The following is a 23,898-nucleotide window of genomic DNA, read 5'->3' as shown; positions in this document are numbered from 1 at the left end:
TGCGGTTTCACCTCACGCACCAACGGCTTCGTCAGCCGGGACTTGTTCGGCTGCAAGCTCGTCTTCGGTGATCCAGCCGGCCTTGAGGCGGGCGGCCAGAACCATCTGCTCGGCGTCAGTGCGCGACACGCCGTGATTGGCCAGCACACCCGGATAGACCTTGGTCTCGCCGTCCTTGCGTTCCTTCCAGCCGGTGAGGTCGTCGGCGGCATAGCCGGCGAAGTCCTCGATCGTCTTCACGCCGTCCTCGCCGAGCGTCACCATCATGGCGGTGGTGACGCCGGGGATTTCGCGCAGCTCGTCGGTGACGCCAAGCGCCTTGCGCTTGTCGTCATGCTCGGCTTCGATCTTCTCCAGATATTCGCGGGCGCGGGTCTGGATTTCCGAAGCGGTGTCTTCGTCGAAGCCGTCGATCGAGGCAATCTCGCCCGAATCGACATAGGCGACTTCCTCGACGCTGGTGAAGCCTTCGGAGGCCAGCACCTGGCCGACCATCTCGTCGACATCGAGCGCTTCCATGAACAGCGACGAACGTTCGACGAATTCCTTCTGGCGGCGCTCGGACTCCTCGGCCTCGGTCAGGATGTCGATGTCCCAGCCGGTGAGCTGGGAGGCAAGACGCACGTTCTGGCCGCGGCGGCCGATGGCCAGCGACAGCTGGTCGTCGGGAACCACCACCTCGATGCGCTCGGCATCCTCGTCGAGCACGACCTTGGCGACTTCCGCCGGCTGCAGTGCGTTGACGATGAAGGAGGCGGCCGAAGGCGACCACGGAATGATGTCGATCTTTTCGCCCTGCAATTCGCCGACGACGGCCTGAACGCGGCTGCCGCGCATACCGACGCAGGCACCGACCGGATCGATGGACGAGTCACGCGAAATGACGGCAATCTTGGCGCGCGAGCCCGGATCGCGGGCGACCGACTTGATCTCGATGATGCCGTCATAGATTTCCGGCACTTCCATGGTGAAGAGCTTGGCCATGAACTGCGGATGGGTGCGCGACAGGAAGATCTGCGGGCCGCGCTGTTCGCGGCGCACGTCGTAGACATAGGCGCGGACGCGGTCGCCATATTTGTAGTTTTCGCGCGGGATCAGCTCGTCGCGGCGGATAATCGCCTCGCCTCGGCCGAGATCGACGATGACGTTGCCATACTCGACGCGCTTGACGGTGCCGTTGACGATCTCGCCGATGCGGTCCTTGTATTCGTCATACTGACGGTCACGCTCGGCCTCGCGCACCTTCTGCACGATGACCTGCTTGGCCGACTGGGCGGCGATGCGGCCGAAATCCATCGGCGGCAGCTGTTCGGCGATGAAGTCGCCGAGCTGGGCGTCGGGATTGCGCTCGCGCGCCGAGGAAATGGCGATCTGGGTGGCGTAGTCGTCGACCTTCTCGACCACTTCCATCAGCCGCTGCAGTTTCATCTCGCCGGTGGTGGCGTTGATGTCGGCGCGGATGTTGGTTTCCTGGCCGTAGCGCGAGCGCGCGGCCTTCTGGATCGCATCGGCCATGGCGGCGATGACGATCGACTTGTCGATCGACTTTTCACGCGCGACCGCGTCGGCGATCTGCAGCAGTTCAAGTCTGTTGGCGCTTACAACCATGTCTTTATCTCCCGAACTGGGTGCCGGAGCTTTGGCCCGGCAGCTCAATCGTTATTCCTGTTCGTGTTCTTCCGTGGCGTCTTCGGAAACATCGTCTTCCGGTTCGCCGCGGCGTTTCTTGGCTTCCTTGCGTTCCCGATTGTCCTTCGACAGCGCGTCGCGGATGAGGTCGTCGGTGAGGATCAGCCGCACATCGGCGATCGCGTCATAGGGAATGCGGACCGTCGGCTCTTCGCCATAGGCGGCCTTGTCGCGCTCGAGCAGAACATCGTCTTCACCAGCTTCGGCGATCTTGCCCTTGAAGCGCTTGCGGTCGGCGACCGGCACCGAGGTCTCCATCTTCACCAGATGGCCGGTCCAGGTAACGAAATCCGACTTGCGCACCAGCGGCCGGTCGATTCCGGGCGACGACACTTCGAGATGATAGGCCTTTTCGATCGGATCATCGACGTCGAGCGCCGGCGACACGGCGCGGCTGACCTCTTCGCAGTCCTCGACGGTCATGGTGCCGTCCTCGCGTTCGGCCATGATCTGCAACGTCAGCCCGTTCTGGCCCGACAGATGCACCCGCACGAGGCGGAAGCCGATGCCGCGCAACACCGGCTGAACGATCAGCGCGATGCGCGCATCGATGCCGCTTTCGCGGATGATGCGGTCGTCGGCTTCGCTTGCCGTTGCAGTCATGCGGTTCCTTGTCGTTCTACAGATCAGGATGACGTTCGATCGTCATTCTGATCTATCTTGCTGGAGCATGATCTTTTCCGAAAACCGGTTCCCACTTTTCGGGATCATGCTCAGATGGCTGACCGGCAGGTAATAAAAAAGAGCGGGACCGGGTGGGCCCACTCTTCGTCATACCGACCAAGAATTTGACGCTGATATAGACGATCCCGGCCGGTGTTTCAAGTCTCGATGCCAGCGCCGATCGTGACGGCCGCTGCTTATAGCTGCCGCGGCCACTTCTGGGACGCATGCATGACTGTGATGATCTCGATCTCGCGGCCGACCACCCGATACGGAATGAGGTACGCGATATCGGTCAGCACAAGCTCTCGCGTGCCTCTTATTCGCCCGATGCGTCCCATTGCCGGTTGTTGGGCAAGGTTGTCCGCCGCAGAAACGATGCGGGCAACGACCCGTGCGGCGGCGTTGGGGTTATCCTTTTCTATAAAGGCGCCAATCTGATCGAGCCGTCGCAGTGCGCGGATCGTCCAGCGGACCCGGCTCATCGGCCGAGAGACGGCTTGACGTATTTCGCCACCACATCGGCCAACTCTTTTTCGCTTGCAAATTCACCGCGGTCGGCCTCGCCCAACCCAGCCTCGATCTCTGCAAGTTGCCATTCTTCCCTGGCAACGTAGTCTTCGATTGCCTGAGCCGCGACGTAGGAGCGGGAGCGGTCAACTTTACCGGCCAAGTGGTCAAGCTTGGCTGCGGTCTCGTCGGAGAGTCGTACCGTAAAAGCAGCCATCGAATGCCTCCATTCTGGTCCGGTTGAAACCAATCTGGTTCATGTCGAATGTGATAGAACCAACCCGGTTCGTCAATGGACAAATTGCATTGCGTGGAGCGCATGCCGCCTATGCGGCAACGGCCCTGTGATCTCGGACATCGCATCCCTACGTATGTTGCACCGCACAAACAGAGATAGCGCGCGGTGGCGCGCGAAAGGTCAAGACAATGAGCAACCGTACCGTGTTTTCCGCCATAGGCGACGCCTTTGCCCTGTTCGGCAGCGCCGTTGCCGCCTCGCGAGCCGTCGAAGCCGGCCGCAAGCCCCGCGCCAACGATTTGCGCCGGCTCGGCATGGATCCAGCCATCTTCAACAGGATCGGCCGTTTCTAAAGCCGGACAAACTGACGATGCGGGACCTCTTGGTACCGTGTCCGGTCATTTTCTGATGAAGGTGAGATAGGCCGGCCGCCGGCCCTCGCGAATGGCTTTTGCCTCGTACCGTGTGCCCGGCCAGCCTTCATAGGGCCGATGCCAATCGGCCGCATCTTGCGCCTGCCATAGGAGCGCGCCATGCGCCCGGCAGTGCAACAAGGTCCAGTTCACATAGGTGTCGATGTCGGAAGCGAAGCGGAATTTTCCGCCCGGCTTTAGCACCCGCGCGAAGCGATCGAGGTTGAGCGGGCTGACAAAGCGCCGCTTCCAGTGCTTTTTCTTCGGCCAGGGATCGGGATAGAGCAGGTCGATGCCGTCGAGCGAGGCCTGCGGCAACCAATCAAGCAGGCGCGTGGCGTCGTCATTGTGAACGCGAAGATTGGCGAGCGGCTTTTCCCGCACCGCCATCATCAGCTTGGCCATGCCGTTGACGAACGGTTCTACGCCGATGAAGCCGGCCGCCGGGGCCTCCGTGGCCCGATGCAGCAGATGCTCACCGCCGCCGAAGCCGATTTCCAGCCGAACCGTTGAAACATCCGCGCTGAACAGGGTGTGCAATTCTGCCGGCGCCTCATTGGAGAGGTCGAGGCCATAGGCCCCAAGACCGCTTTCCAGCGCCGCCGCCTGCTGTGGGCGAATGGTCTTGCCGTGCCGGCGGCCGAAAAACCCTTCGGTCGCGCGGCTCGGCCTACCTTTTGGATCCATCGCTGGGTCGCGCGCCGCCCCCMGGCGGCGACCGCGTCCTTGAGCGCCTTGGCCAGATCGGTCTTCTCCCAGGAGAAGGACCCGTCGCGACCAGCCTTGCGGCCGAAATGGCCGTAGGACGAGGTCTTGGCGTAGATCGGCTTGTTGAGGTCGAGATGACGGCGAATGCCGGACGGCGACAGGTCCATCACGGTGCGCAGCGCCTCCTCGAGCTTGGCCTCGTCGACCTTGCCGGTGCCGTGCAGGTCGACATAGACCGACAGCGGCTGGGCGACGCCGATGGCGTAGGACAGTTGGATGGTGCAGCGGTCGGCGAGTTTCGCCGCCACGACGTTCTTGGCGAGGTAGCGCGCCGCATAGGCGGCTGAGCGGTCGACCTTGGTGGTGTCCTTGCCGGAGAAAGCGCCACCGCCATGCGGGGCAGCACCACCATATGTGTCGACGATGATCTTGCGGCCGGTCAGGCCGGCGTCGCCGTCCGGGCCGCCGATGACGAACTTGCCGGTCGGGTTGATGTACCACATGCAGTCGTCGGCGATCTTGAGGTCGCCGAGCGCCTCGCGGATGTAAGGTTCAACGACCTTGCGGACCTTCTTGGAATCCCAGCTCGCGTCGAGATGCTGGGTCGACAGCACGATCTGCGTTGCCTCGGCGGCCTTGCCGTCGATGTAGCGGACAGTGACCTGGCTCTTGGCGTCCGGGCCGAGCTTGCCGGCCTCGCCGTTGTTTTCGTGACGGGCGGCGGCCAGCAGTTCGAGGATCTTGTGGCTGTAATAGATCGGCGCCGGCATCAGGTCCGGCGTCTCGCGACAGGCATAGCCGAACATGATGCCCTGGTCGCCGGCACCTTCCTCGCCCTGACGGTCGGCGGCGTTGTCGACGCCCTGGCCGATGTCGGGCGACTGGCCGTGCAGGAGAACCTCGATCTTTGCCGTCTTCCAGTGGAAGCCGGCCTGCTCGTAGCCGATCTCACGGATCGCCTTGCGGGCGACCGACTTGAACTTGGCCGGATTGACGACCGGATGACCGGCGGCATCCATCAGGATCTTGCCGGCCTTGTCTTTCTTCAGCAACGTCTCGGGAACCCGGACCTCGCCGGCAATGATAACGCGGTTGGTGGTTGCGAGCGTCTCGCAGGCGACGCGGACTTTCCATGGGTCCATGCCGGTCTTCTTGGCCTCGCGATAGACCAGATCGACGATCTCGTCGGAGATACGGTCACAAACCTTGTCGGGATGGCCCTCGGCAACGGATTCCGAGGTGAAGAAGTAGTTCTGCCGCGTCACGGGTGTCCCCTCTTGAAAAAAACGATCGGCAGGGCTGCCGATTTTGGCGCGCCACGTGTTAACGGTGCCGGGCGCCGCTCGTCAAGCGGTGCCGCGGTTCTGGCATGAATGTCGCAGCAATATATCTTGTACCACCGGCGGCTTTGGCGCCGCCGGCGGTCGAGCCTCTGGGGCTACTCGGGCCAATGGGTCAATCGACCCAGCGGATCACTCCGCACCTTCGGCAGAAAGGGATTTCACCAGATCGATGATTCGGCGGCGCACCTTTACGTCCGCGATCTTGACGAAGGCGCGGTTGAGCTGAAGTCCTTCCGGACTGCCGCAGAATTCGACGGCGAAAGCCATCGAAGCGTCCTCGGCAAATCCTCTGTTACCCACCGGCTCCTGCCCTGGCGCATCCTCGAAAAAGAAGGCGACAGGCACGCTGAGTATCGAGGCTATCGCTTGCAGACGGCTGGCGCCGACGCGGTTCGTTCCCTTTTCATATTTTTGGATCTGCTGAAACGTAATACCGAGATTTTCACCCAGCTTTTCCTGGCTCATTCCAAGCATATTGCGCCGAAGCCGGACGCGACTTCCAACATGGATGTCGATCGGATTCGGTTTCTTCTTGTTTTCTTCTGTCATTTTTTCCTCGCCGAATTTTTCCGGCCTTTTCTATTTTTCTCGCCCAAACGAAGCCGGAGCCACCTGCCCCAACAGAAACACCAACCGACTTCGAGAAAATTAGGCGATAACAGTATGAGTTTCTAATGTGTCGACTGTCAATTCACCCGTAGCCGTTGCCTTACGTTCAAGCCGAGGGCGATCGCGGCAAACAGGAACATGATCAGCATTCCGTTAATGCGCCGTTGAGTGGCGGAGATGAAGGCCTGGCCGGAGATCGGCACATGTACGTCGATGGCGCCGCGCGCATCGACCGCGAGCGCGTCGACGATGCGTCCGCGCGTATCGACAACAGCCGAAATGCCGTTGTTGGCTGCGCGCAACAGGGGCAATCCATTTTCCACCGCACGGACCTGTGCCTGCCTGAAATGTTGGTACGGCCCGGGCGTGTCGCCGAACCAAGCGTCGTTTGTGACATTCACAATAAGCTCGGATGACGTAGCGTCAACTGCAACCAGATCGGGAAAGATCACCTCGTAGCAAATAAACGGCAAGGCGCTGATACCGCCGGGCAAGGCAATCGGGTGGCGTTCATTGCCGGCGGCGAAGTTCATCGGCCCGGCGACCAGCTGTTCGATGCCGAAGCGGCTGAGCAGGCCGGAAAACGGCAGATACTCGCCGAAGGGCACCAGATGGACCTTGTCGACGGCGTCGGCAATCTCGCCCTTGTCGTCGATCGCCACCACGGAATTGTAGTAGCGGCTGCCGGCATCGGCCCCCGATCCGCCCTCCTCGCGCACGACACCGGCGATCAGCATCTGCCCAGGCTGCAGCATGTCGCCGAGCGCCGTCAACGCGTCCGGGCGCTCGGTGAACAGGAACGGCACTGAGGTCTCCGGCCACAGGATCAGCTGCGGTTTGTTATGACCGGGATCCGGCGCTGCGGCCGACAGGCCCATCATGGTGGCAAAGATGCGGTCGCGCACCGAAGCGTCCCACTTCTCGCTGAGATCGACATCCGGCTGCACGATGCGGACATCGAGATTTAGCGTTGCCGGCTTGTCAGGGGTCGCCAGCCTGAAATAGCCGAAGCCGGCATGGGCGGTGACGAGCACGGCAAGCAATACCAGCCCGAAGCGCAGATGCCGGCGAGCGGCGAGCAGAGCCGGCATGGCGAAGACAAAGACCGCCAGCGCGTTCATGCCGATCATGCCGGTCACCGATACGCTCTGCATCAACAGCGGCACGGGCATTGCCGCATAGCCGACGGCATTCCAGGGAAAGCCGGTGAACAGGAAGCCGCGCAGCCATTCCGTCAGGCCAAAAGCAAAGGCAAGGGCGGCGATGCGGCCAATGTCGTTGGTCCACAACAGCCGGGCGACGACCGTGGCGAAGCCGTAGAAAAACGCCAGCGCCAAAGGAATGCCGACGACCGCGAACGGCAAGGCCCAGGCGAAACTGTCGGCTTCGACCAGAAGCGCCTCGCCGATCCACCACAGGCCGGCGAGGAAATAGCCGAAGCCGAACCACCAGCCGATGGCGAAAGCCGGCCGCAGGCGCCTGAGCCAGCTGTCGGAGGCCTCGCCGGTGGCGCCGTCGAGCAGCCAGACCAGCAGCGGAAACGAGACGAAACAGACGGCGAAGAAATCGTAAGGCGCCTGGGCGAGAACCGCCAGCGCGCCGGCAAGAAACGCCACCAGCGCGCGCCGCCAGCCCCAAAGCAGAATTATCCGGCCGGCCAGGCGCTCCATGCAGACTTCCCAAGTCGTGCGAATCAGGAGCCAAGATTTATCAGGCCGCGGGCCGTGCTCCAAACATCGATAAGCGCAATCTGATGTTACTGGTGCCAGCCCTCGATGCTGAGGCCGCTCAGCTGCTCGGCCTCCTCGCGCGGAACGGCGCGCAAGGTCTGGGTGAAGGTCCAAACGTGACCTTCGGGATCGCGGGCGCGATATTGCCGCTCACCGTAAAACTGGTCGGCGGGTTCCTCGACAATCTCCGCTCCGGCCGCCCTCGCCTGTTCGCAATGCGCGGCCAGGCCCTCCTTCAGGCGCACACAGACCGACTGGGTGTTCTTGCCGCCGACGGTTGCCGGGCTGGCGACGTGATCGGCCCATTAGGAATCGACGATGATGTAGCCGTCGCCGAAACGCATTTCGGCATGGACCAGCCGTCCGTCGGCGTCGCGGACCACCATGCTCGGCTCAAACCCGAAGGCTGCTTCAAGCCAGATCAATGCCGCCCTTGGATCCCGATAGAAAACCCCGGAACCGAAAGTGGCGTGCTTGAACGGGTCGTCGACCGTCATGCGGCGCGAAATCAGGCCTGCTCGGTGCGCGCGGTTGCGCGGCGGCGGCGCTCGCCCTTCTGGTTCTGGACGATGCGCACCCGCTTGACGCGGCGCGGATCGGCGTCGAGCACGTGGAACTCGAAGCCGGGTATGGCCTGCACCACTTCGCCACGCGCCGGCACGCGGCCCAGCGTGTTGAAGATCATGCCGCCAATAGTATCGACATATTCGCCATGCTCGCCGGCGGTAAAATCCTCACCGATCATCTTGGCGACCTCGTCGATCTCGGCCTTGCCGTCGACGACGAAGACGCCCTCGCCGGTCTGGGTGATCAGCGGTTCGTCCTCGTCATGCTCGTCCTCGATGTCGCCGACGACCATTTCGACGATGTCTTCCAGCGAAGCGAGCCCATCGGTGCCGCCATATTCGTCGATGACCAGCGCCATCTGGGTGCGCGTCGTCTGCATGCGGCCCATCAGATCGGAGGCAAGCATGGAGGGTGGCACGAACAGTACTGGGCGGATCAGATTGAGGTCGCCGATGGTGCGTCGGAGATCGACCTGGGCGAGATCGAGAAGCGTCGTTGCCGGAGTCTTTCTCGAAGTCCTGCCCTTCTTGACGCGAGCGACTTTGGTGATGTGGGCCAGCACGTCGCGGATGTGGACCATGCCGCGCGGGTCGTCGAGCGTCTCGGAATAGACCGGCATGCGCGAATGGCCGGACTGCTCGAACAGGCCGAGCAGATCGCCCAACGTCGTGGTGATCTCGACCGCCTCGATGTCGGCGCGCGGCACCATGACATCCTCGACGCGCACTTCGCGCAGGCGCAGGATATTGTTGAGCATGGCGCGTTCGCCGGGCGAAAATGACTCGGCATCGCTTGTCGTTTCGGCAAGCGCGCCGGCGATCTCTTCGCGCAGGCTGGTGCCGTTGCGCTGCCTGAACAGGCCCAAAACGCGGTCGAACAAGGACGGACCGGCAGGCGATGGCTCGCTGGCGACGCTGCCGGAGATGGTACTCGGACTCGATCCCTCTTCCGTCGTATCGGAAGGCTTGGTCGCACTGCCAGCCTCGGGGCGGGCGGCAGTTTCTGGTTTGTCGTTCATCGTCGTCCGGTCAATTGGTCTTTTGTCATTACGTGTAGGGATCGGGAATGGCAAGCCTTGCAAGCGCTGCGCGCTCGATGGCTTCCATCTCCTCGGCCTCCGCATCGGTCTCGTGATCGTAGCCCAGCAAATGCAGCAGGCCGTGGATGACGAGATGGGTGATATGGTTCTCGACAGGCTTCTCTTCCAGGGCCGCTTCGCGCGTCACCGTCTCAGACGCGAGCACGATATCGCCGAGCATTGGCGGCAATTTGCCACCCTTGGGGAACGGAAAAGCCGGGAAAGACAAGACGTTGGTCGCCTTGTCCTTGCCGCGCCAGCCGGCATTTAGGGTGCGAATATGGGCATCATCGGAAAAGACGATGCTGAGCTCGGAATGGCCGGCAGCACCAGTTTCGGCAAAGGCAGCCGATACGGCGCGGTCGACCAGCAGCGTCAGCGCCGTCTCGTCGGGCCAATCGCCGGCCTCCACCGACAGGTCGATCTCGACGGGGATCGAACTTTCCCCGCCGCCAGCTTTCATATCTTCAGGCATGAGCCCGCATCGTCACATCAGTTCTCGGCGCCCAGGCCGCGCGCCAGCTTGGCGTCGCGGTCATAGGCCCGGACGATTTCCGCCACCAGCGGGTGGCGCACGACGTCAACATCGTTGAAGCGCACGGTCACCGCGCCGGCCACGCCGTCAAGGACACGCAAGGCTTCGACCAGGCCCGATTTGGTGCTTGGCGGCAGATCGATCTGCGTCGGATCGCCGGTGACGATCATGCGCGAATTCTCGCCGAGGCGGGTCAAAAACATCTTCATCTGCATCGGCGTGGTGTTCTGCGCCTCGTCGAGGATGACGGCAGCGTGCGCCAGCGTTCGTCCGCGCATGAAGGCGAGCGGTGCGATTTCGATGACTTCAGCAGCGATAGCACGCTCGACCTTGTCGGCCGGCATCATGTCGTAGAGGGCATCGTAGAGCGGCCGCAGATACGGATCGACCTTCTCCTTCATGTCGCCGGGCAGGAAGCCGAGCCGCTCGCCGGCCTCGACCGCCGGGCGCGACAGGATGATGCGTTCGACCATGCCGCGTTCGAGCAGCATCGCCGCATGCGCCACCGCCAGATAGGTCTTACCGGTGCCGGCCGGGCCGATGCCGAACACCAGTTCCGAGCGCTCCAGTGCCCGCATATAGGCGTCCTGGTTGAGCGAACGGGCATAGATGGTCTTCTTGCGGGTGGATATCTGCGCGGCCGAGACCTTGCCCTTGCGCTCCAGCGTCGGCAGCGTCAGCTGGTCGTCGGCGGCAATCGCCATACGCACGGCGCCGTCGACGTCGGACTGGCCGATATCGGTGCCCTTCTGGAGAATGCCATAGAGATTGTCGAGTGCGCGGCGCGCCTGCTCGGCCGCCGAGGCCGAGCCCTTGATGGTCAGTTGGTTGCCGCGCGAGCGGATGTCGACGCCGAGCTTCTGCTCGAGCCGGGCCAGGTTCTCGTCGAATTGGCCGTACAGGGCGCTGGCAAGCTTGTTGTTGTCGAAAGTCAGAACGATGTGCGCCATGTCAGAGGCCCCGGATGTCTGGTTCTGGGGCAGAGTCTTCACTTCAGCAGCGCTCAACCGTCTCTCCTCATCTGCCGAGGTCTGTTGCTATGCATGTCGTCGCCCCAAAACCGGGACCACTTTTGAGCGACATGCATCAGGCCAACTCGGCGAACAGGCTATTGTAGCCCGTCTTCGTGATTCGCACCCGGATAATGTCACCGATTTCGCCGGCCTTTTCATCAACAATAACCGGCTGCAGCCAGGGCGAGCGGCCAACCTTCTGGCCGGCCTGGCGGCCGGGCTTCTCGATCAGCGTATCGATGGTGCTGCCGACCAGGCTCGAGCCGAAATCCTGCTGCTGTTTGAGCAGCAGCGCCTGCAGACGCTGCAGGCGCTCATCCTTGACCGCTTCCGGCACATGATCGGGCATATCGGCGCCCGGCGTGCCGGGACGCGGTGAATATTTGAACGAAAAGGCCGAGGCGTAGTTGATCTGGCGCACCAGATCCATCGTCGCCTCGAAATCCTCTTCGGTTTCGCCGGGGAAGCCGACGATGAAGTCGCCGGACAGCGCGATGTCGCCGCGGGTAGCGCGGATGCGCTCGAGCAGCGCCAGATAATCCCTGGCCGTGTGCCTGCGGTTCATCGCCTTGAGGATGCGGTCGGACCCTGACTGCACTGGCAGATGCAGATAAGGCATCAAAGCCGGCAGGTCGCGATGGGCAGCGATCAACTCGTCGTCCATGTCGCGCGGGTGGCTGGTGGTGTAACGCAGTCGCGCCAGGCCGGGGATTTCGGCCAGACGGAACAGCAGGCGGCCAAGGCCCCATTCCGTGCCGTCCTCGCCCTTGCCGTGCCAGGCGTTGACGTTCTGGCCAAGCAGCGTCACCTCGCGCACGCCGGCATCGGCCAGCCGCTCGGCTTCAGCGACGATCTGCGCCACCGGCCGAGACACTTCCGATCCCCTGGTATAGGGCACGACACAGAAGGTGCAGAACTTGTCGCAGCCTTCCTGCACGGTGAGGAAGGCAGTGACGCCGCGCTTGATCACCTCGGCGCGCTTCGGCTGCGGCAGGTGTTCGAACTTGTCCTCGATGGCGTATTCGGTCTCGACGATCTTCTCGCCGCCGCGCACCCGCGCCAGTACATCCGGCAACCGGTGATAGGTCTGCGGGCCGATGACAAGGTCGACAGCCGGCGAACGGCGGATGATTTCAGCACCTTCGGCCTGCGCGACGCAGCCGGCGACGCCGATCAGCATTTCGCGCCCGGCTGCCGCGCGTTCGGCTTTCATGTCGCGGATGCGGCCAAGCTCGGAATAGACCTTTTCCGCCGCCTTCTCCCTGATATGGCAGGTATTGAGCAGAACCAGATCGGCCTCGGCGATGGCGTCGGTCACGGTATAGCCGTCGGCGGCCAGCGCATCGGTCATGCGCTGGGAGTCATAGACATTCATCTGGCAGCCATAGGTCTTGACGAAGACCTTTTTGGCCGGGGCGGACGCCACATCAGCGCTTTGCGCAGCACTGTCGGCGTCGTTCCGCTCTATCGTGTTCAAATCCATCCGGCGGCTTCTAACGCCTTTCCGTGACAAAAAACAGACGATTCTGGCCGCGGCCTAGCGGCTCGGGCGAGGGTCGGCGAGCGCGGCCTGCATCATCGCGCGCACCTGACTTTCCATCAGCTTCGACGTTTCCTTGCGGTTGGAGCCCTTGGAGAAGGCGATTGGCTCGCCGAAATGCACTTCGACGTCGAGCGCGCCCTCGGCCAGCAGCACCTTGAGATGCGGCATCAGGTCCTGATCGCCGATCCACGCAGCAAGCGGCCGGTGCCGGCGGCCGAGCGGCACGCCATGCACCCGTGTGTAGGCGATCGCCAGCGGCTGGATGAAGACCTGCTCGGCCGCGCCTTCCGCAATCGCCATCGAGGCGGCACCGAACAAAGTGCTCTTGAACGGCAGGATTGTGTTGCCATCGCCGGTCGAGCCCTCGGCAAACAGCACCATCGCGTCGCCCTTGGCCATGCGGCTGGCGATCTCGCTGGCCTGGTCGCCTGCGGTGCGCTTGCGCTCGCGCTCGATAAAGACCGTGCGCTGCAGTTTCGAAAGCCAGCCGATCAGCGGCCAGCCCTCCATGTCTGCCCTGGCGATGAACGTCACGTCGGCAAAAGAGCCGAGCACCATAATGTCGGTCCAGGAGATGTGATTCGAGGCGACCAGCAGCGGGCGCCGGCTGGACAGCGCGCCTTTGACATGAATGCGCAGTCCGAGCGTCCGCACGATGAGCCTGTGCCAGACCTTCAGAATGACCGTCTCGCGCCAGATGCCGGTCTTCATCGACAGGAGCTGCAACGGCACAAAGACCAGGGAGCCGACGACAACGAGGCTCAGCGCCAGGAAAATCCTGATTTTTCCGATCATGCGGCTTGGCCCTGCCTCAAAACTTTGGCTAGCGAAGATCGCGGCGCATGACAAGCGCGCCGGTCGGGCCATGTTCGGTCGAGCGGTAATAATTGGCGCGGTGGCCGACCTGGCGGAAGCCGAGCCGCCGGTAGAGGGCGATCGCAGCGACATTGGTCTCGTCGACCTCGAGGAAAAGCGCCTCGGCGCGCTGCGCATGCAATTCGCGCAGCACCGCGTCCATTAACTGCCAGCCGAGCCCCTGGCGGCGATGCGAGCGCGCCACCGCCACGGTCAGGATCTCGCCTTCGCCCGCAGCAAGCCTAGCCAGCACGAAGCCGACCGGCGGCTTGGCGCCCTGGCCGATCTCACGCGCGGCATAGCCGAACACCGTGTCCTGCTCGAGCAGCGAGGCGAATTCGCCATCGGTCCACGGCCGGACGAAATCCTCGCGATGCAGCGCCGACACCGCCGGGCTGTCGGCGATGGTCAGCGGTTCGAGCGCATAGTCCCTGCGGCGCGGCTGGAGGAAAGGAATGCGCATTACTTTTCCCGCCGTGAAAGAATGAAACCCGCCTGCGGTTTGGCGTCAGCGCCGCGCAGATAAAGCGGTTTCGGCTTCTCCCCCTCGCCCTTGGCAGAGGCCAAACGGGCATAGATCGCAATGTCGGCAGTGGCCGATGTCGGGCCGATATCGAGGTGGCGTCCAGTCGCGGTCGCAATTTGCATGGCGGCAGTGCCGGCTAGCACCGGAAGATTGTCCGCCGCCATTCCCGCGGCTTGCGCAAGTGTGGTCACCGCCGGACCATAGCGCAAAATCGCTTCCGCATCGTAAAGCGCGGCATGGATCTCCTCGCGGCCGGCCTCGAGCGCGGACAGGACCGGGCGGCTGGGGAATGCCGCCCTCGCCTCGGCGGCCAGCGCTTCCAGCGTTGTCACGCCAATGGCGGGGATCTTCAGTGCCAGCGCCAGGCCGCGCGCCGCCGATACGCCGACGCGCAGGCCGGTAAAGGAGCCTGGGCCCACGGAGACCGCGACGGCGCCAAGGCCGGCATAGTCGGCTCCGCCCGCCTTCAGCGCCTCGTCGATGACGGCCATCAGGTGTTCGGCATGGCCCTTGCCGAGGTCGCGCACGGAGCGGCCAAGTTCCTTGCCAGCCACTGCATCGTAGACGCAGGCGGCGCAGAGATTGGCGGCACAGTCTATGGCGAGCAGTTTCATGGGCGACCGGTTCGAAAAACAGTCTCCCTCTGCCCGCCATGGCGCGCCGCCGCAAGAGCCAGCGCGTAAATTGTTAAGCGGCTTCGCTTCGGGCCTATGCCTTCTGCGCGATGCGCAACATGTGGTTGTCCCAGACATAGTCGGGCTCGGAGCGCGTCGCGCCGCTGCCTTCGATGATCTCGCCCGCACCCGTGGTTGCCATGAAGCCCGGGCCGTCGGGCGCCAGGCCGCAGACCTCGACCAGCGCCTTGGTGGCGACGATCTTGCCGCTGGCGGCATCGATCACGGCCAGCGAATTGCCTTCCGGCGAAGACACCGCGATGGTTCCGGCGACCGGATTGGCGGCGACCGAGCCGATATAGTTCCGAAAGCCGGAAAGCACATCTTGCGGCATGTCGACCAGCTGCAATTCCTTGCCGCGCGCGGCACGGCCGACCAGCAACGGATGGTCGGTGCCCGGCCCGCGATACTGGCAACCGAACCATATTGTGCCTGACGCATCGGCATCCATGTGGCGGATCGACAGCTGGTGCAGGGACGCCGGCAGCTCGTGCTTTTCGATGAGGTCGCCGGTCACGCGGTCGACCAGCACATAGGACGGCTTCATCGTCGCGATGTTGAGTTCGGCGCGGCCATAGTCGGGATGGGTCTCGATGCCGCCATTGGCGATGGCGATCGTCCTGCCATCGCCAAGCAAAAGGAGTTCGTGCGGCCCCGTGCCATAGGTCGGAAACTCGCCGATGCGGCTGAATTTGGCCCTGGCATCGTAGACGCCGACGACGCCTGCTGCATTGTCGAAATCATTTTCGGTGGCGTAAAGCAGCGCGCCATCGGCCGAGAAAACACCATGGCCAAAGAAATGACGGCCGGTGATGCTGGCGATGGTCAGTGGAGCTTCGCGGCCAGTGTGGTCGAAGACCACAGCGAAAGTGCCGGGCTGCCTGGCGAAGACCACCGAGCGCTTCGATACCGGATCGAAGGTGACGTCGTGGCCACGGTCAGGCAGGTCGATTGCATGCAGTATTTTGCCGGCTTCCGACAGCACTGCCGCGCCAAAACTACCGTCGCGTTTGACGAAGGCTGTGGCAAAGACCGCATCCGCGGCAAGCGTGTCCGCCCAGGCCCGAGGCGCCATAGCCGCGACGAAGCCGGCGCCGGCAGCCCTCAGAAAGTCGCGGCGGTCGATCAGCGGCGTCCTCATGATCAGTCTCCGTCGAGCGAGGAGAAGCCGGCGGTAAGGCCGAATTCGGCGGTCAGCCGGGTGCCGATCAGGCCCGACAGGCTGGATGTGATCAGCGCGAAATGGTCGAGCTTTTCGCGCTCAACCGGATCGGCGAGCGCCTTGTCGATCGGGCCTTGGACCGACCTGGCGGTGGCGACGCCATTGGTGAGCTGAATATGGATCGATTCCGCCATCCAGCGCGCATCCTCGGGCAGCGCGTCGCCGAGCTTTGACACCTCAAACAGCATATCGATGCCGGAGAGATTTCCAGCCAGCGACAGGCCAGTGTTTTGCGAGCGCCAGTAGATTGCCTGCCTCGGCTTGTCGGCATCCGGCTTGGCGCCGAGAAAGCCTTTGAGGCGCACGTCGCGGACCATCTCCAGCTCGTTGATGAAGACGCCGACCAGTTCGGTCACCGCTTCGGTGCCGTCGCGGTAGAGCGCGTTGTCGGGTCCGGGATTGGCCCACATAGCCGCGAAGCCGTCCGGCTTTTTCCAGGCCGCGTCGACATCAGCGGCCATCGTCTCGATATTCTTGGCGACCGCCGCGCCATAGGCGCAGCGGTACGGATCGTCCTTGCCGGTGAGCGTCTCGGCGCCGTCGCCGTAAAGCACGAACTCCAGCGCTCCTAACCCCTGCATGGCGACGCTCTTGCCCGCCAGTTGCGCCGGATCGGTGGCGGTCGGGTCCTTGCCGGCGAGCGCGGCCTGCACCTGCTTCAGGCCGATGCTCTTGCGGTCCGGCCAGTAGAGCATGCGCTCCAGCCGGTTGTTCTCCTTGATCGGCCCGAAGCCGATGATTTCGGCTGACGACCAGGCTGCGACCGTAGCCGAGAATTCCGTATGCGCGGCATCGAGGTTGTCCTGCGATGGCGCCTGGCAGAGCATGTCCATGGCCTTGGCCAGGGTGTCGGCATGGTCATGCAGGCTGGCATAGGCGGGGCGGACAAAGCCGTCGATCGCTCTTTGAATGACGTCGGAGGCTTTCACCGAGGCCGATGCCGACGAGGACATGGCCAGCGCGAGAGCGAGAGCAGGCAGAAAACGCTTCAACATCAGAGTGACTCCAGGAATTTGATGAGAGCATCGCGTTCGGCCGTATTGGCGGCGGCAAAGCGGTCGCGCGCCTTTCGCCCCTCGCCGCCATGCCACAGGATGGCTTCGGTAAGCGTGCGCGCACGCCCGTCATGCAGAAAGAAATTGTTGCCGTTGACCGTCTTGGTCAGGCCGATGCCCCATAGCGGCGGCGTGCGCCATTCGTTGCCTGTCGCTTCGCCCACGGCCTGGCCGTCGGCAAGGCCGGCCCCCATGTCGTGCAGCAGAAAGTCGGAATAGGGCCAGATCAGCTGGAAGGCCTGCGCTTTGTTGGGCGTGCCGCGCATGGTGACGAATTTCGGCGTGTGGCAGGAGATGCAGCCCATTTCGTAGAACAGTTTTTTACCGGCAAGTACATCTGGCGCCCCGACATCGCGCCGCGCCGGCACGGCAAGGTTCTGCGAATAGAACGTAACGAGGTCCATCACCGGTGGCGGCGCTTCGACCGGGCCAAGCCGCTTCTGGACGCCATTGGGCATGGCCAAGCAGGCCTTTTCGGCTGCGGTGCAATCGCCCCAATGGTTGGGTTCTTCCGGCGTCGAAATACCGATATCGCCGTCAAAGGCATCCGCCGCCTGCTGGCGGATCGAGGCGGTCTGTGCCTTCCAACCGAAGCGGCCGAGTGTCAGTTCGCCGCTCGTTCCGTCGCGCACGATGTTGGGTTTGCCGGGAATCCCGTCGCCATCGCGATCATCGGGATCGGCATGGGCAAGGATATCGGCCGGCGCGATCTGTTCGATCAGGCCAAGCCCGATCATCGGCGGCGTCAGGCGCGGCGACAATGTGGTGCGCGGGTCGAGCGGCCCGTAGCCAAGGCCGTCGACCGAATAGCTTGGCCTGCGCAGCGAAACAGTGCTGCCGTCGCCAAGCGTGACCTTTTCCTCGCTGTAGTCGACATGCATGCGGCCTTCGCCCTTGAGGCCGGGGACCGCCAGTTCCTGCAATTGCGTGCCATAGACCGGATCGGGGAAGTTCAGCACCTTGTGCCCGGCGATCTCCGCCTTTTCCTCAGCAGTACTCGCATCGCGCGCCAGCCGCAGGAACATCGACGTGGTGCGGCTGTCTGCTGTCGGCGGCCGGCCGCGGCCATCCTTCAGATGGCAATTCTGGCAGGCGCGCTCGTTGAACAGCGGCCCGAGGCCATCCGAAGCCTGGGTCGAGGACGGCGACGACACCCAGTTCTTGCGAAACAGCGCATTGCCGAGCTTGAAGCTGCCCTCTTCCTCGAAGGTGACGTTTTCAGCGGGTTGCGAGAAGGCGTCGCGGTTGACATCCTTTCTCGACGTGCCGGCGCCGCCCTGCATCGTTTCGAAGGATTCGGGCTTGGAGAAATCGGCAGTCGGCCTGGTAACGGCAAGGACGCGCGCCTGATCCTTCGGCGTCAAGTCGGTGCGGCTCGTGGCGAGGCCGACCGGTTCCGGCGAGCCGGCCATGGAAGGGGCAGAAATTATCGCGAGGATTACGAGCGCAAACCCACGAAACGCCTGGCATCGCGGGTTTTTGAGGGGCAGCGGGCCGGCGGCCCGCCGCAAGCGGCGCGGAAAATCTAGGGGGCGCCGCATTCCTGCATGGTCCTATTCCGCCTCGTCCGCCGATGCGGCGTTGAGCTGGCCGTATTTTTCCTCGCCGATCGAAGCCAGCAGGTCGAGCTGCGTCTCGAGGAAGTCGATGTGACCTTCCTCGTCGGCCAGCAATTCCTCGAACAGCTTCATCGTCACGTAATCGCCTGCTTCTTCACAGATCTCGCGCGAACGCTTGTAAGCGGTGCGCGCGTCATATTCGCCGGCAAGATCGGATTCGAGCACTTCCTTGACGTTCTGGCCAATGCGCAGAGGCGCTACGGACTGCAGATTCGGGTGGCCTTCGAGGAAGATGATACGGGCCACCAGCCGGTCGGCATGGTGCATCTCCTCGATCGATTCTGCGCGTTCCTTCTTTGCCAGCTTGGCGTATCCCCAGTCCTCGAGCAGACGGAAATGCACCCAGTACTGATTGACGGCGCCGAGCTCCAGAAAAAGAGCCTCGTTAAGCCGCTCGATGATCTGCTTTTCGCCTTTCATGGGTTCTGCTCCCGTATTGGACGCGCAGGCCTCTGACGCGATCCAGATGTGAAACGATGTCCACGCCGTTCGCCTCCGAGCTGGCGTGGTAATTTTCGGTGACCCGGATGATCGTTTCGACCACATTTGGGAAGCAGCCGCAACAGCGACCGCGCTTTTGCATCGTGTGATAGACCTTCGCCGGCACGATGAGCTGCCAGGGATCCTGATCCAGCAGATCGACGATCGTCTGCTCAATCTCCCTTTCAGTGATGATGTTGCAATGGCAGATCAGCATGGATTGGCTCTGGCTGACGGCGCCTCCTCCGCGCCGTTTGGCTGGTGGTTGGTTGGGGTGCTACTTGAACACCTTGTCCGGTGCGTCGAGGCTGTCGGAACCCTCGAAGGCAATGTTGCTGAGCTTCAGCGCGCCGACGGCGCGTTCGACCGACTTGGTCTGGTCGACCAGCGCATCGATTGCCGCCTGTACGGTGGCGTTGCCTTCAGTGTTGCCCTCGGCGATCTGCTGATCATAGGCCTCGCCGGCCAAGGCTCGCGCCTTGATCGCCTCCATCTTGGCGACGGTGACATCGAGCTTGTCGGACAGCTCCTTGTCGATCGCCGGATCGGCTGCCTTGACCATATCGTGCACCGACGGGCCCGAAACGACGGTGCCGTCGAGGCGGGTGTAGGTGGCGAGATAGGCGGCGCGGATGCCGATGGCGTCATAGAGATGCGAGTTGTAGGTGTTGTCGGAGAAGCAGTCGTGCTCTTCCTCCGGATCGTGCAGCAACAGGCCGAGCTTCATGCGCTCGCCGGCCAGTTCGCCGTAGGACAGCGAGCCCATGCCGGTGAAGATCACCGAGATGGCGGTGTTCGGCTGACCGTCGACGAGGCTCTTGCGGGCAGCGCCGTCTTCCGTCCAATTGCCGACCATCTCCTGCAGGTCGGAGACAAGCAGGTCGCTGGCCGACTTCAGATATTCTGCACGGCGGTCGCAATTGCCGCCGGTGCAGTTCTTCAGGTCATAGTCGGTGTAGGGACGCTCGCCGGCGCCAGGGCCGGTGCCATGCAGATCCTGGCCCCAGAGCAGAAATTCGATGGCGTGATAGCCGGTCGCGACATTGGCTTCGATGCCGCCGGCTTCCTGCAGCGTGCCGGAGAGGAATTCCGGCGACAGCTTCGAAGCGTCGACCTTCTTGCCGTTGATTTCGATTTCCTTGTTGGCGATGACATTGGCGGTGTAGAGCGCGTTGGCATCGGACTCGGCGCCATAGCTCTTGGCGACATAGTCGATCAGGCCTTCGTCCAGCGGCCAGGAGTTCACCTTGCCTTCCCAGTCGTCGACTATCTTGTTGCCGAAGCGATAGACCTCGGTCTGCTGGTAGGGCACGCGCGACGCCTTCCAGGCATCGCGGGCGGCGTTGAGCGTGTCTGCCGATGGATTGGCGAGCAGCGCGTCGACAGCCTTGTCGAGCGCCTGAGCGGTGGTCAATGAATCCTCATATTTGGCCAGCGCGATGTCGGAATAGGTCTTGATGACCGCTTTGGCATCGGTCTCCGCCGCCTTGGCCGGCAATATGAAAACCGCCGCCGTCAACATAGCCGTGGCACCGATCGCAGCCAGCCTGCCGCCATATCGTGCTGTCATCATCATTCTCCAGTTCAAAGGGAATTCGGTAAAAGGCGCGCGCGCCAAGCGGTGCCAGGACATAGGCATGCCGTAGGACACAACAGATGCCGCGCCGCTGCGCGGCTCACGGAAGAAAGACACCAAATGCCTCCAATCGAACGGGTTCAAGGCCCAAACATCAAAGGAATGCGCTGACGCGCGAGCCTCCATAAAACGATGGCGGCGCCGGAAGTCAACTGGCGTACAGCAGAAAATTCAATTGAAACAACAGTTTAGAATTATTCTAAACTAGGACTATCAACTTTAAATCGTACCGTGCGGGGACCGTCGCGAGACGGGGCGATTGACAGACCACCATTCCGGGTGCGACCCGGACCGGGGCTCTTGCGACGGCGGCAGACAATCGCCATCTCGCGGAACGGCTCAAAATCAAAGCATGGTGCCTGGACAAGCGGAGTCCGTTTGTCCGAGAAAACCGCTTCGCACTTTTCGGCACCATGCTCTAGATTTGAAACAGGAATTCGGGTTGCGATGAAGAACGGTGTCGTCATTGTCGGTGCGGGTCATGCGGGCGTGCAAGCGGCCGCCAGCCTGCGCGAGGAAGGCTATGACGGGCCGGTTGTGCTGATCGGCGACGAAAACGAGCTGCCCTACCACAAGCCGCCTTTGTCGAAGACCTTCATCAAGGATGCCGAGGCCAAGCCGCAGCCCTTGCGCGGCGAGGCCTTTTATACCGGCAGCGCCATCGACTTCAGGCCGGGCATCCTAATCGACAGTATCGATACGGCAGGCCGCAGGCTGGACATAGCGGGCGGCGGCGCGCTTGCCTTCGACCGGCTGATCCTCGCCACGGGGTCGCGACCGCGGCTTCTGCCGCTTCCGGGCGCTGATCTCCCAGGCGTGCTGTCGCTGCGCTCGATCGCCGATGCGCGGCTGATCCGCGAGCTCAGCGCGCAGAGCGACGATGTCGTCATCCTCGGCGGCGGCTTCATCGGACTGGAGATCGCGGCGACACTGCGAGCGGCGGGCCGCAACGTCACCGTGGTCGAGGCCGTCGACCGATTGCTCGGCCGCGCCGTGGCGCCGGTGGTGGCGAGCCATGTCCGCCAGCGGCTGGAAACGCTGGGCGTGCGCATCCTGACCGGCACCACCATTGCAAGGCTGGAAGGCGAAAACGGCCATGTCTCGGCTACTATCACCTCCACCGGCGAAAGGCTGCCGGCACGCATGGTCATCGTCGGCATCGGGGCGGTGCCGAATATCGAACTGGCGCAAGCTGCCGGCCTGACCGTCGCCAACGGCATCCGTGTCGACCAGCAGATGCGCACGTCAGCGCCGGACGTCCTCGCCATCGGTGACGCCGCCTCCTACCGCCATTGGTCGACCGGCAGCGACGTGCGGCTGGAATCGGTGCAGAATGCCACCGACCAGGCACGGCTTGCCGCGCGTACCGTCACCGGCCATGCCGACGCCTTTGCGGCGGTTCCCTGGTTCTGGTCGGACATCGGCGACATGAAGCTGCAGATGGTCGGCCTGACGTCGGGCGGCGACAGCCATGTCGTGCTGGGCGACCTCGGCGACAACAAGTTCTCGATCTACCACTATGCTGGAAGCCGGCTGCTCGGCATCGAATCGGTCAACCGGCCGGGCGACCACATGCTCGGCCGCAAGATGCTCGGCGCCGGGTTTTCGCCGACGCCGCAGACGGTTGCTGAGGGACCTGACGGTTTGAAGGCGGCATTGGCCGCGTTCCAGCAGGAACCGGCAAGGGCTGCGGGCTAGCGCGCTTACCCTCCCCCTTGTGGGGAGGGTCGCTGCGAAGCAGCGGGGTGGGGTCGGCGCCAAGCCCCCCACCCGGACCTGCGGTCCGACCTCCCCACAAGGGGGAGGTAGAAGTCAGGCGGCGCAGACTTCGCGGATCGAGCTTTCCAGAATGTCGAGCGCCTCGTTCATGACGTTGTCCTGGATGGTGATCGGCGCGAGGAAACGGATGACGTTGCCATAGACGCCGCAGGTGAGCAGGATCAGCCCCTTGTCGAGCGCCTTCAGCCGAATCGCATTGGCGATCTCGGCCGACGGCAGGCCTTTCTTGACGTCGTTGAACTCGACCGCGTTCATGAAGCCGAGGCCCCTTATGTCGACGATCTCGGGCACGTCGTCACGGATCGACTGCAGGCGCTGCTTCAGCCGGGCGCCCAGCGTGTTGGCGCGGTCGCAGAGCTTCTCGTCTTCGATGACGTCGAGCACGGCGTGGGCTGCGGCGACACCGATCGGGCTGCCGCCATAGGTGCCGCCGAGGCCGCCGGGGCCGGGCGCATCCATGATTTCTGCGCGGCCGGTGACCGCCGACAGCGGGAAGCCGCCGGCCAGGCTTTTCGCCATGGTGGTGATGTCGGCCGCGACCTCATGATGGTCCATGGCGAACATCTTGCCGGTGCGGGCAAAACCGGTCTGCACCTCGTCGGCGATCAGCAGCATGCCGTGCTGGTCGCAGAGTTTGCGCAGCGCGGTCAGGAACTCACGCGGCGCGTCGTAGAAACCGCCCTCGCCCTGGACCGGCTCGATGATGATGGCAGCGACACGGGCCGGATCGACATCGGCCTTGAACAGTCTGTCGAGCGCAGCCAGCGAATCCGCGACGGAGACGCCATGCAGCGGCACCGGGAACGGCGCATGGTAGACGTCGCCCGGCATGGCGCCGAAGCCGACCTTGTAGGGCACGACCTTGCCGGTCAGTGCCATGCCCATGAAGGTGCGGCCGTGGAAGCCGCCGGCAAAGGCGATGACGGCCTGACGGCCGGTGGCGTTGCGGGCGATCTTGATGGCGTTCTCGACCGCCTCGGCGCCGGTGGTGACGAAAATCGTCTTCTTCTCGAACTTGCCGGGCAGCATGGCGTTCAGCCGTTCGGCCAGCCTGACATAGCTCTCATAGGGCACGACTTGGTGGCAGGTATGGGTGAAGCGGTCGAGCTGCGCCTTGACCGCCTCGATCACCTTGGGGTGGCGATGGCCGGTGTTGACGACGGCGATGCCGGAGGAGAAATCGATGTAGCGGCGGCCTTCGACGTCCCAGATCTCCGAATTTTCGGCCCGGTCAGCATAGATCTGCGTCGTCATGCCGACGCCGCGTGAAATCGACTGGTTCTTGCGTTCGGAAATGGCTGCGTTCTTCATTTCGTCCCTCATCGGGCCGACGCCCGTTCTCGTTTGATGAATGCCAAGGCCTCTTCTGACCTTATTTCACGTTTTCCTCAAGTCGGCACCGTCGCCAGGCGA

At 63.3% G+C, this 23,898-nt stretch carries 23 protein-coding genes and 2 pseudogenes; 2 read left to right on the top strand and 23 right to left on the bottom strand.

The window, feature by feature from the left end:
- Positions 1-12: 12 nt before the first annotated feature.
- The 4 genes from nusA to AC1DYO_RS13735 form a co-directional block, all read right to left on the bottom strand.
- Positions 13-1,608, bottom strand: a complete 1,596-nt coding sequence (gene nusA, locus AC1DYO_RS13750) for a transcription termination factor NusA (RefSeq protein WP_181056315.1) — start codon at positions 1,606-1,608, stop codon at positions 13-15.
- Positions 1,609-1,659: 51 nt separating this feature from the next.
- Positions 1,660-2,292 (bottom strand): ribosome maturation factor RimP, encoded by a 633-nt coding sequence (rimP, locus tag AC1DYO_RS13745; protein ID WP_477263997.1) that lies wholly within the window; start codon positions 2,290-2,292, stop codon positions 1,660-1,662.
- Between the two features lie 257 nt (positions 2,293-2,549).
- On the bottom strand, positions 2,550-2,837 hold the full coding sequence (locus AC1DYO_RS13740; RefSeq protein ID WP_477263995.1) for a type II toxin-antitoxin system RelE/ParE family toxin: 288 nt from the start codon (positions 2,835-2,837) through the stop codon (positions 2,550-2,552).
- On the bottom strand, positions 2,834-3,079 hold the full coding sequence (locus AC1DYO_RS13735; RefSeq protein ID WP_477263993.1) for a CopG family ribbon-helix-helix protein: 246 nt from the start codon (positions 3,077-3,079) through the stop codon (positions 2,834-2,836). The genes AC1DYO_RS13740 and AC1DYO_RS13735 overlap by 4 nt, the downstream gene beginning before the upstream one ends.
- Positions 3,080-3,288: 209 nt before the next feature.
- Here AC1DYO_RS13735 and AC1DYO_RS13730 point away from each other — a divergent pair, with 209 nt between their 5' ends.
- Positions 3,289-3,453 (top strand): hypothetical protein, encoded by a 165-nt coding sequence (locus tag AC1DYO_RS13730; RefSeq protein ID WP_477263991.1) that lies wholly within the window; start codon positions 3,289-3,291, stop codon positions 3,451-3,453.
- A 45-nt stretch (positions 3,454-3,498) separates the two neighbouring features.
- Here the strand turns inward: AC1DYO_RS13730 and trmB are convergent, their stop codons facing one another.
- From trmB to AC1DYO_RS13640, 18 genes and pseudogenes are all read right to left on the bottom strand, one after another.
- The gene (gene trmB / locus AC1DYO_RS13725) at positions 3,499-4,200 is read right to left on the bottom strand and encodes a tRNA (guanine(46)-N(7))-methyltransferase TrmB (protein ID WP_477263989.1); all 702 of its coding nucleotides are present in this window, start codon (positions 4,198-4,200) and stop codon (positions 3,499-3,501) included.
- 23 nt (positions 4,201-4,223) lie between these two features.
- Positions 4,224-5,486: pseudogene (gene metK / locus AC1DYO_RS13720) on the bottom strand (methionine adenosyltransferase); the annotation flags it as partial.
- Between the two features lie 207 nt (positions 5,487-5,693).
- Positions 5,694-6,113, bottom strand: coding sequence for a helix-turn-helix domain-containing protein (locus tag AC1DYO_RS13715; protein ID WP_181056322.1), 420 nt, complete (start codon positions 6,111-6,113; stop codon positions 5,694-5,696).
- 137 nt (positions 6,114-6,250) lie between these two features.
- Positions 6,251-7,843: an apolipoprotein N-acyltransferase gene (gene lnt, locus AC1DYO_RS13710; RefSeq protein WP_477263987.1), complete on the bottom strand. Its 1,593-nt coding sequence runs from the start codon at positions 7,841-7,843 to the stop codon at positions 6,251-6,253.
- Positions 7,844-7,929: 86 nt separating this feature from the next.
- Positions 7,930-8,400, bottom strand: a pseudogene (locus AC1DYO_RS13705) (VOC family protein).
- Between the two features lie 11 nt (positions 8,401-8,411).
- Positions 8,412-9,488 carry a hemolysin family protein gene (locus AC1DYO_RS13700; protein ID WP_477263985.1) on the bottom strand — a complete coding sequence of 359 codons (1,077 nt, stop codon included), beginning with the start codon at positions 9,486-9,488 and terminating at the stop codon, positions 8,412-8,414.
- A gap of 28 nt (positions 9,489-9,516) precedes the next feature.
- Positions 9,517-10,023: an rRNA maturation RNase YbeY gene (gene ybeY, locus AC1DYO_RS13695; RefSeq protein ID WP_477263983.1), complete on the bottom strand. Its 507-nt coding sequence runs from the start codon at positions 10,021-10,023 to the stop codon at positions 9,517-9,519.
- Positions 10,024-10,040: 17 nt separating this feature from the next.
- The gene (locus AC1DYO_RS13690) at positions 10,041-11,033 is read right to left on the bottom strand and encodes a PhoH family protein (protein WP_235984004.1); all 993 of its coding nucleotides are present in this window, start codon (positions 11,031-11,033) and stop codon (positions 10,041-10,043) included.
- Positions 11,034-11,169: 136 nt separating this feature from the next.
- Positions 11,170-12,579 (bottom strand): tRNA (N6-isopentenyl adenosine(37)-C2)-methylthiotransferase MiaB, encoded by a 1,410-nt coding sequence (gene miaB, locus AC1DYO_RS13685; RefSeq protein ID WP_477263981.1) that lies wholly within the window; start codon positions 12,577-12,579, stop codon positions 11,170-11,172.
- Positions 12,580-12,633: 54 nt separating this feature from the next.
- Positions 12,634-13,434 carry a lyso-ornithine lipid O-acyltransferase gene (gene olsA, locus AC1DYO_RS13680; RefSeq protein WP_477263979.1) on the bottom strand — a complete coding sequence of 267 codons (801 nt, stop codon included), beginning with the start codon at positions 13,432-13,434 and terminating at the stop codon, positions 12,634-12,636.
- A gap of 28 nt (positions 13,435-13,462) precedes the next feature.
- A complete protein-coding gene (gene rimI, locus AC1DYO_RS13675; protein WP_181056329.1) occupies positions 13,463-13,957 on the bottom strand; it encodes a ribosomal protein S18-alanine N-acetyltransferase in 495 nt (164 codons plus the stop codon).
- Positions 13,957-14,634 carry a tRNA (adenosine(37)-N6)-threonylcarbamoyltransferase complex dimerization subunit type 1 TsaB gene (tsaB, locus tag AC1DYO_RS13670; protein ID WP_477263977.1) on the bottom strand — a complete coding sequence of 226 codons (678 nt, stop codon included), beginning with the start codon at positions 14,632-14,634 and terminating at the stop codon, positions 13,957-13,959. The genes rimI and tsaB overlap by 1 nt, the downstream gene beginning before the upstream one ends.
- 94 nt (positions 14,635-14,728) lie before the next feature.
- A complete protein-coding gene (locus AC1DYO_RS13665; protein ID WP_477263975.1) occupies positions 14,729-15,835 on the bottom strand; it encodes a DUF1513 domain-containing protein in 1,107 nt (368 codons plus the stop codon).
- A 2-nt stretch (positions 15,836-15,837) separates the two neighbouring features.
- On the bottom strand, positions 15,838-16,911 hold the full coding sequence (locus AC1DYO_RS13660; protein ID WP_477263973.1) for an imelysin family protein: 1,074 nt from the start codon (positions 16,909-16,911) through the stop codon (positions 15,838-15,840).
- Positions 16,911-18,512, bottom strand: coding sequence for a di-heme oxidoreductase family protein (locus tag AC1DYO_RS13655; protein ID WP_477263971.1), 1,602 nt, complete (start codon positions 18,510-18,512; stop codon positions 16,911-16,913). Before AC1DYO_RS13655 ends, AC1DYO_RS13660 begins: the two co-directional genes overlap by 1 nt.
- A 12-nt stretch (positions 18,513-18,524) precedes the next feature.
- On the bottom strand, positions 18,525-19,010 hold the full coding sequence (gene bfr, locus AC1DYO_RS13650) for a bacterioferritin (protein ID WP_142868533.1): 486 nt from the start codon (positions 19,008-19,010) through the stop codon (positions 18,525-18,527).
- Positions 18,976-19,287 (bottom strand): (2Fe-2S)-binding protein, encoded by a 312-nt coding sequence (locus AC1DYO_RS13645; protein WP_477263969.1) that lies wholly within the window; start codon positions 19,285-19,287, stop codon positions 18,976-18,978. The genes bfr and AC1DYO_RS13645 overlap by 35 nt, the downstream gene beginning before the upstream one ends.
- A gap of 60 nt (positions 19,288-19,347) precedes the next feature.
- A complete protein-coding gene (locus tag AC1DYO_RS13640; protein WP_477263967.1) occupies positions 19,348-20,640 on the bottom strand; it encodes an imelysin family protein in 1,293 nt (430 codons plus the stop codon).
- 513 nt (positions 20,641-21,153) lie between these two features.
- Here AC1DYO_RS13640 and AC1DYO_RS13635 point away from each other — a divergent pair.
- Positions 21,154-22,404 (top strand): NAD(P)/FAD-dependent oxidoreductase, encoded by a 1,251-nt coding sequence (locus AC1DYO_RS13635; protein WP_477263965.1) that lies wholly within the window; start codon positions 21,154-21,156, stop codon positions 22,402-22,404.
- Between the two features lie 114 nt (positions 22,405-22,518).
- Here AC1DYO_RS13635 and AC1DYO_RS13630 read toward each other — a convergent pair whose 3' ends face one another.
- Entirely contained in the window at positions 22,519-23,796 is a 1,278-nt protein-coding gene (locus tag AC1DYO_RS13630; protein WP_477263963.1) for a 4-aminobutyrate--2-oxoglutarate transaminase, read from the bottom strand.
- Between the last annotated feature and the right edge of the window lie 102 nt (positions 23,797-23,898).

It is taken from the genome of Mesorhizobium sp. P2_F5, assembly GCF_056403715.1.
Note: the sequence above shows the minus strand (reverse complement) of the source record. Positions and strands in the feature narration are given on the sequence as shown.